This window comes from Chelativorans composti (genome assembly GCF_039541695.1).
Lineage (GTDB): Bacteria > Pseudomonadota > Alphaproteobacteria > Rhizobiales > Rhizobiaceae > Chelativorans > Chelativorans composti.
This window is the reverse complement of the sequence record NZ_BAABGS010000012.1, coordinates 276,711-284,934: the sequence shown is the minus strand read 5'-3', so window position 1 is coordinate 284,934 and position 8,224 is coordinate 276,711. Positions and strand designations below refer to the sequence as shown.

At 59.2% G+C, this 8,224-nt stretch carries 7 protein-coding genes and 2 tRNA genes; 3 read left to right on the top strand and 6 right to left on the bottom strand.

Annotated features, from left to right (window positions below; genetic code table 11):
• The 3 genes from ABD906_RS03800 to rfbC form a co-directional block, all read right to left on the bottom strand.
• Nucleotides 1-589 (bottom strand): transcriptional regulator (locus ABD906_RS03800; RefSeq protein ID WP_345098288.1); only part of this gene is annotated, 589 nt, incomplete at its 3' end.
• 713 nt (nucleotides 590-1,302) lie between these two features.
• Nucleotides 1,303-2,022, bottom strand: a complete 720-nt coding sequence (locus tag ABD906_RS03795; RefSeq protein ID WP_345098287.1) for a Crp/Fnr family transcriptional regulator — start codon at nucleotides 2,020-2,022, stop codon at nucleotides 1,303-1,305.
• 74 nt (nucleotides 2,023-2,096) lie between these two features.
• A complete protein-coding gene (rfbC, locus tag ABD906_RS03790) occupies nucleotides 2,097-2,654 on the bottom strand; it encodes a dTDP-4-dehydrorhamnose 3,5-epimerase (protein WP_345098286.1) in 558 nt (185 codons plus the stop codon).
• A gap of 543 nt (nucleotides 2,655-3,197) precedes the next feature.
• Between rfbC and ABD906_RS03785 the strand changes: the two genes are divergently transcribed.
• From ABD906_RS03785 to ABD906_RS03775, 3 genes are all read left to right on the top strand, one after another.
• On the top strand, nucleotides 3,198-3,383 hold the full coding sequence (locus tag ABD906_RS03785) for a hypothetical protein (RefSeq protein ID WP_345098285.1): 186 nt from the start codon (nucleotides 3,198-3,200) through the stop codon (nucleotides 3,381-3,383).
• A gap of 264 nt (nucleotides 3,384-3,647) precedes the next feature.
• The gene (locus tag ABD906_RS03780; protein ID WP_345098284.1) at nucleotides 3,648-4,979 is read left to right on the top strand and encodes a class I SAM-dependent methyltransferase; all 1,332 of its coding nucleotides are present in this window, start codon (nucleotides 3,648-3,650) and stop codon (nucleotides 4,977-4,979) included.
• Nucleotides 4,980-4,984: 5 nt separating this feature from the next.
• Nucleotides 4,985-6,796 carry a sulfatase-like hydrolase/transferase gene (locus ABD906_RS03775; protein WP_345098283.1) on the top strand — a complete coding sequence of 604 codons (1,812 nt, stop codon included), beginning with the start codon at nucleotides 4,985-4,987 and terminating at the stop codon, nucleotides 6,794-6,796.
• Between the two features lie 133 nt (nucleotides 6,797-6,929).
• Here ABD906_RS03775 and ABD906_RS03770 read toward each other — a convergent pair whose 3' ends face one another.
• From ABD906_RS03770 to ABD906_RS03760, 3 genes are all read right to left on the bottom strand, one after another.
• Nucleotides 6,930-7,397 carry a GNAT family N-acetyltransferase gene (locus tag ABD906_RS03770; RefSeq protein WP_345098282.1) on the bottom strand — a complete coding sequence of 156 codons (468 nt, stop codon included), beginning with the start codon at nucleotides 7,395-7,397 and terminating at the stop codon, nucleotides 6,930-6,932.
• A gap of 236 nt (nucleotides 7,398-7,633) precedes the next feature.
• Nucleotides 7,634-7,718: transfer RNA gene (locus tag ABD906_RS03765), tRNA-Leu, on the bottom strand.
• Between the two features lie 242 nt (nucleotides 7,719-7,960).
• A tRNA-Leu gene (locus ABD906_RS03760) sits at nucleotides 7,961-8,045 on the bottom strand.
• Nucleotides 8,046-8,224 lie beyond the last annotated feature (179 nt).

Here is an 8,224-nt window from a genome sequence, read left to right as displayed (position 1 = left end):
GGCACGCGCCAGCTATTGGTAAGCGCGCGCGCCATGGCGCAGGCCACTGCCACCTGGCCTGGTTTTGCGCCGCCGCGTGGCCGGATTTTGCACCGCCGTTGACACGCAGGTTCAGCTCATAGGCGATGATCTTGTTGGCCTTGCCACGCCGCAGCGCGGTAATGACCTCCTGCTGGCGCTGGGTGAACATGCCCGCGAACGGTGTCGGCTGGTTCTCCAGGCTGTTTGCCAGCACCTTCTTCATGGAAAGCACGCTGGTCGCCGGCACGTAGATGCCGCCCGCCATGGCCAGGTTGATGGCCTCCGCGCAGACGCTGATGCGAGTGGTTTCCGGAATGTAACCCTTCGCGCCGCACTCCAGCGCCTTGATCACATGCACCAGCTCCTCGCTCTCGGCGAGAACAATGACCGGTGTCGGAGCGAACTCCTCAACCAGTCCAGTCAGCTCCTTCGAAACGGCCGGATCGGTCGTCTTGCGGCTTCCCAGGCAGTAGAGGATGACGTTGCGCCGTGCCTTGTCGATCTTGACGTTGCGCAGCTCGCTGATGGAACTGCACGGAACGGTCTCCATTTCAAGGCCGTGCGCCACCAAGCACTCGATGAGGCAATCCCTCTGCAGCGCCCTGTTGTCCAAAAGAAGCAATACGCCCGATGTTTCGCGCGCATTCTCCATGGATTTCGGACTATCCCCGCTTAAGTAGCCAACTACAGGAGGGAAATTCCCTCTGGCTTCTTTTCTCCACGCTCCCGTTTGCATTCTGACAATTCCTCGTTTGGATCATCACTCTTACGGCCGGAGAGCATTTGCCGTCTTCTTGGATCGAAGTAGGAAGATCCCAACTTTTCCTACCGCATTTTCGGCTGAAAGACATACCCCCCGCCTTACAACCGTATAGTACACAGCATCTTTGGAAACCGCGTTAATGTGGATTAGTGAAAAATGAATATGTTTGCCAATTAAGCATAGTACAAATGGGTTAAATTCATCACCTTTCGTCAGAACTTTGTGACCGTTCCTGCCAAAAAATTGCCCGAAAAATGCTATCATTTTCTCAGATAATGGTGGTTTGTGCATTTTGATATTTCGCCAAAAGCCAATCTTTCAGAATGCTCAACTTTCCCGCCGTCACTCCCGGACCGACGAGGCCAACGAGCCGGCCAATCACGTAAAAATGCCTCGTTTTCATGGCGTTACCAGTGCACGCAGATGCGTTGCCCGGGTGGGCGCATCGTCTGGTCAGCATGAAGAGCGCCGCTCCTGCGAAGGCAGCCATCCGGCAGAAACCGCGCCCCCGCAAATTTTCATATGCACATTTTCAAATAGTCAGGATCGAAACCGGCGACGCGCTCAAGCCCCGGTCGATCGAGGAACCGTACCGTCCTCTGGCGGAAATCAATCAGCCCTCGCTCGCGCAGTTCGCGCAGCATACGATTAACATGAATAGCAGTCAGCCCGAGGGCATCCGCGAGGTCGTACTGTGTGAGCGGACAGCGAAAGCCGTCGCGGCTCGCCGCCCCGGCCCGCTCGAGGCGCGCCCCCAGCTCAAGGAGCAGATGCGCCACACGCGACAGCGCCTTGCGGCGTCCGAGACTGTTCATGTGCTGGATGAGGATCGCCTTCTGACGAAGGGCGGCGCCCATCATGATGGATGTCAGTTTCGGAAAATTGGCAATGCCCTCGATCACGCCGCGAACGGGACCTTGCCAGACCATGATCTCCGTGAGCGCCATGAAAGTCTCGTCAACACCACGCGGAGTGCTACGGCTGACCAGGATCAAGTCGCCGTTGAGCGGAAAATCCAGGATTTGCCTGTCACCGTCGGAGACGTTGCTGTAGAGACAGCCCCATCCGGCATGGACCAGCACGAAGAGATCATCCTCTTCAGGTGTCAGAAGCGTATTACTGGGATAATACTTGAAGACGAGACCCAGCTGGTCGAGCTGTTTTTTTTCTTCTTCGTTCAACGAGGCTGATTTGAAAAGAGTTGCTTCGCGCAGGCTATTTGGCGTTTGCGGTGACATGCATATGGCCCCCATCACTCACGTTTCCAATCCCCGATCTCCCCAAGCTCCAGAGCCATCGACGATTGGGCGCCCTAGCTGAGGGAACGTTCTTCCGGCACCAGCGGTTCCCACCGCGGCCAGGAGAGGTCTCGTTCCGAAACTGTCGCCACCGGCAAGGGCCAGCGCACATTCAGGACGGGATCGTCATAGCGGATCCCGCGGGCATGTTCGGGCGCATAGAATTCCGAAATCAGATAATTCACCAGAACATTGTCCGTCAGTGCCTGAAATCCGTGCGCGACCCCCTTGGGGATGAACAGCTGGCGACCATTCTCACCCGACAGTTCCACCGACCAGGTCTCCATATACGTCGGAGAATCCGGCCGAAGATCGAAGATCACATCCAGAATTGCACCCGCGACGCAGGACACCAGTTTCTCCTCCGCGAAGGGAGGTGACTGGAAATGCAAACCGCGGATCGTGCCGGCCCGCCTCGTAAATGACCGGCTATGCTGCACGAAATGCGTCGGCAATCCGTGCTCTGCAAACTCGCGTTCGCAGAACGTGCGGGCGAACCATCCTCGCTCATCGGTTGCAGGATCAGGTTCGATTAGCCACGAACCACATATGCGCGCAGCATGGAATTGCATCCCCTCCCCTTTGCCTGCAGGGTTGCGTTCTTTGCATTAACCCTGATCAGTCTACGCCGCCAGCTGATCAAAAGGCGTAACACACGGAAAGATTGTCATGCCGCAAAAGACACCAATTTCCCGCGAACATTACAACCTAACGCCATGCTCAAATCAAGAGAAAAATCCATTACCGAAATGGGACACTACTCTCCATCATAAGCAAATTTAGCGTTCTCGTTTCGGGAATACATTAGTATTTACTATAATATATTGAAAACAATCCAAACTGATTTAACCATTTCTTATTGCGCGCCTCGTCTGCGCCAACCGACCGCGCGCACAGCCGCCGCAATCAAAAAATCCCTTCTCCGTATAGTCTCTCTCGATTGTGCCATTACGGTACCGAGTGCTCATTTGAATGTCACTTTGATCATTAAAGGGATGTATTTGAATTTTACCTAGAACGCTATTTCAATTTCAGATCCGACTTTTATATCATCATGATGCAACCACCCATACGCGACCTGGTTCATATGGAAACCGGCTGACATGAGGTTGACGATGAAGATCCTGTTTCCCACCATTGCCTTCAGCGCCGCGTTAATCCTGCCTGCCCACGCGTATCTCGACCCAGGCATGGGCAGCATGGTCCTGCAGGCAATCATTGGCGCGGTTGCCGTGGGCGGCGCCGCCATCTCGGTGTACTGGAACAAGCTCAAGTCTCTGTTCACGTCGAAGAAGAAGTAAGGAGGGCACGCTCCGGACGCGTCTCGCATTCGGAAACGCCGCAGAAGAATTCTGCCCTTTCCAGAACCCTGAACCGCTTCGCCTATCGACCGTTCAGGGTCTGGGAAGAATAACCGGCTCCCCGGCCTTTTCATGAACCGCTGGCCACGGGTCGCGGTCCGGGACGGAAAACCGTCTCCCGCCTTGCATGAGTCCTGACAAGAGAGATGGAGCCTGTCTGTGCTCGTTCGACAATCTGGATCCTTTCGCGACCCTGCCGGTCACGTGCACACACGGGATCAGCGAGTTTTTCGCACGGTCTCCCGTTCGGCGGCAGCAGATTTTGAAGCCGCCCGGCCTGTTCTTCGAGAGCTGGCGGCCGACGGCCGCCTGGTCGATTTCGTCGAGCTTCCTGCCAGTGAAGAGGATCCTGCCGATGCGGCCCTCATGCTGGAGCACCCCAGACTGCACCCCTGGACCTATCCGTATGAATGGTCCTTCTCACTATTGCAGAGGGCAGCCCTGTTCCACCTGGAATTGCATCTCGATCTGCTGGAGCGCGGTTTCACCCTTTCCGATGCTTCGGCCTACAATATCCAGTTCAGGGGGCCCAACCCGATCTTCATTGACCACCTGTCGATCCGGCCCTATCGCGAAGGAGAGTTCTGGCTCGGTCACCGCCAGTTCTGCGAACAGTTTCTCAACCCGCTTCTACTGCGCGCCTATCTGGATGTCGCGCCCAATGCCTGGTACCGCGGCAACCTCGAGGGCATCCCGACATCGGATCTCGCGCGGCTTCTCCCGATGCGCAGCCGGTTCAGCTGGCGGGTGATGACCAACATCGTGCTTCCCGCCTACGTCCAGCGCCGGTCCACCAGCGACCGGGATATTCGCTTCAACCCCGGCGACAAGCGGCTGCCACTTCCGGCCATGAAGGCGATGCTCCGGCAGCTGCACAAGTGGATCGCCTCCCTCCGGTCAGCCAATGTGTCCGCCACGACCTGGGCGAACTATGCCACTACCACGACCTATGACGACCAGGAGACCGCCCGCAAGAAGGACTTCGTTGCGCGGTTTGTCCGTGAAAGTGCCGTGCGCCATGTGGTGGATCTCGGCTGCAACACGGGTGAATACAGCAAGGTCGCCCTCGACAGCGGCGCAAATGCCGTCACCGGGTTCGACTTCGACCAGCAGTCGCTGGACAAGGCGTACAGCCGTGCCGTGAACGAGGAGCTTCACTTCCTGCCGCTCTATCTCGACGCCCGCAATCCCTCTCCGGACCAGGGATGGCGGCAATCGGAGCGGACGGGATTCCGCGAACGATTCCAGGCTGACGCGGTGCTCGCGCTCGCCTTCGAGCATCATCTGGCGATCGCGCACAACGTGCCGCTGGCGGAAGTGGTGGAGTGGATCTCGTCAATCGCGCCGGCCGGCGTCATCGAGTTCGTGCCCAAGCAGGATCCAACCGTAAAGAAGATGCTTGCGCTCAGGGAAGACATTTTTCCGGACTACACGGAGGAGGTCTTCGGGGCGGCGCTCGAAGCTGTGGGAACAGTGACCGCACGGGAGCGCATCACGGAGACGGGCCGGACACTTTATGCCTTCAAACGAGGATAAGCAGCATGTTCGGAGGCTTTCTGTTCATCGTCTGGGCTTTCGCCCTGACGCTTCTTATCCCTTTCCTCTACCAGTTCGCCGTCGAGGCCACACGCGTCTCGCCGCTGCGGCCGCTCACGGTCGATTCCGTGGTCCAGACGGCCCTGGCAACCGCGCAGGTCATCGTGATTCCGGCGGTCGCCCTGGCCCTGCTTGTCGCGCTGGCAGGGTTGCTGTGGTCGGCGTTGCGTCCGGCAGCGGACGAGGGACCGGCGCCACGCCGGCTGGTCGCGGCCGCGGCCGTCGTGCTGCTAGCCATCGGCCTGCTACCGGCCATCGAAAACTTCTCCTACATCGTCATCGGATCAAGCCTGAAGACCTCCACGAGCCTCGAACGCAAGCTGGCGATGGCGCTCATTGCCCTGACACTGGCGGGGGCCTTCGTCCGCCCCCTGCTCTGGCTGGCCGAGCGGATGGGACGCTCGCACATCCTCGGGGCGCTGCTGATCGTGACCTGTGCCGCCGCATTCGGATCGACCGCGATCGCCATAGAGCGGCGCCTCGGAGACGGCGGCGTGGAGCATCTGACATCGCCCTACAACGTCCTCATACTCTCGTCCGACGGAGTCGATGCCAACCGGATGAGCGTGTACGGCTACAAGCGTCAGACCACGCCGTTCCTTGAAAAGATCGCTCCGGAACTCTGGATCTTCAGGAATGCCTTCACCAACAATGGCAACACCACCGGCTCCGTCACCTCCCTTCTCACCGGCCGCCTGCCGCTGCGGACGCGCGTGATCTACCCACCCGACCTTCTGATTGGAGAGGATTCACTTCTCCACCTGCCTGGCATTCTCGGCGCCCATGGATATTACCGGAGCAATTGGGGGGTTCCGCATTACGCGGATGTCACCAGCCAAAACTTCATCGACGCCATTGACGTCAATGCCGGCGTGAGCACAAGCGAGAACATCGCGAACGCGCTGCCCGTGAATGACCGAGGGCTGGGCGGCTGGTTTGTCCGCCGGACCGTGGCGGACATAGAAGCTCTCACGCTCGACATCCTTGGCATTCGCGAAGCGCCCAACCCCTATGACCAGATCGTGGGCAGCGGAGCATCCCTTACGGACGATCGGCGTCTCAACGGCGTGCTTGAAAACATCGCCCAGGACAGGCCCTTCTTCACCCATGTCCATTTCATGGGCACCCATGGCCCCTACTTCAAGCCGCGGAATCGGGTGTTCTCGGCAGGCACCGAGCAGTCCGTGAATTTCCAGAGCTCGTTCCTGGACGACGCGATCCTCGATTACGACCAAAGGATCCAGCGCGTCTACGAGGCGCTGGAACAGTCGGGGAAGCTCGAGAACACCATCCTCATCATCACGTCCGACCATGGGATGCTGTACATCCCCTCGACCCGGATTCCGCTGCTGATCCGGCTTCCTGGCAAGATGCGCACCGGAGAGGTTCACGAGAACGTGCAGCGCATGGACCTCGCGCCGACGATCCTCTCCCTGCTGCAACTGCCAATTCCCGACTGGATGGAAGGTCAGAACCTTCTGGAGCCCGTCCCGCCGGACCGCATCATTCTGGTGACCAATGTCGTCGTCGAAAAGCCGGACGAAAACGGCTGGCTGCCGCCCTTCGTGGAACGCAACCGTGTGACGGCGATCTATTGCGACGTGTTCCTGGGATATTCGCTGACAATGGAGCCGCAGGCATCCGGTCACATCGAAGGTTCGACCAGCCCCTGCACCGTGGAAAACCCGGAAGCGGTCCGCGGAATGGTGGGCGGATACCTGGCCAAGACCCTGGCGGAACTCGGGATTGGTTCCTGAAAGACACACACCCGGCAATTCGTGCGGTCGCAACCCGTCGGGGCACATAGACCGGGGCGAACCGGCCATGGCGCTCCGGCCGCGGCGCCGGAACAAAGGCGGCGGAGGACTCCGCCGCCTAACGAGTGCCTACTCAGACTTTCGCGGTATCGCGAGTAACGTGCAGACGGGCGTTCTCGAAGGGCAGGCCCTCGTCGTCGACACCGCGCCGCGACAACTCGCGGAAGCCGAGCGCCGCGTAGAAACGACAAGCCTGTTCGTTTGCCGTGTAGACCTCGAGCGTAAGCCCGTCCCTGGCAGAAAGCGTGTGGGCGATGAGCCGGCGCCCAATTCCCCTGCCCTGCTCGCGCGGCGAAACGAAGATTCCGCCGACAAATGTGTCGAGCAAGCTGATGAAGCCGACAGGCTCGCCGGCACGACAGGCCACCCAGGTTTCAGCCAGGGGCAGATATTTCTCCTCGATCAGCCGTTTCTGCTCCTTCAGCCGCGCCTCGCCAATGAAGGGATGGGCGAGAAGCGAAGCCTGAAACCAGATCTCGGAAAGCGTTTGAGTGTCCGCGGCCGCATCGAAGGGCCGGATCATGATTGTCTCGGATGTCATGAAAAATCCTGCAGAAAGATATGCGTAGAGCTTCGGCACATCCGTCTGTGCCGGCGAATGCCCGGAGGGCGGATCAGCTGTGGCCTCTGCGCATAAACCTCCTTCTGCGGTTGCGGATAACGGCTTGTGTGCCTCAAACGGTCAATGAACGCAAGCGCGGACTACATTTCGGCATGCAGAACACATGACCGGAAGGAACGCACACAACTGGGAGAGGAGCCTCAACTGGCAAGGGATGGTGCGGTCGAGAAGACTCGAACTTCCACGGGTTGCCCCACAGCGACCTCAACGCTGCGCGTCTACCAATTCCGCCACGACCGCCCGCGACGAATGGCCGGTTCCGACCGGCAGGGCGGCATGTAGCAAATCACCTGCCGCTGCACAAGCGTCATTCGCACGACATCACAATCGCACACATCAAAATGCGTGGATAGGCCGCGCAAGCACGATCAGGACAGGGCTCGCTGGCAGCGTCTGAGGCATGCAAAGCCCGGCCTTGACGGTGCGGAAGCGCAATGACCGGTGTCTGATTACGAAAGAAGAGCCCTGCCTCGGGGAGAGAATGGTGCGGTCGAGAAGACTCGAACTTCCACGGGTTGCCCCACAGCGACCTCAACGCTGCGCGTCTACCAATTCCGCCACGACCGCCCGCGACGAATACCGGTTCCGACCGGCAGGGCGGCATGTAGCAAATCGGTTTCCGGGGCACAAGCCACCCCGCCACAAAAAAATCATGGCTCTCAGGACAGCCTGTGCAAAGCCGCGCTGGACCTGTGCCTTGCAGGCGGTGCATAAGAACCCCACATCGGGCTGCGCCGGTGCGGCAG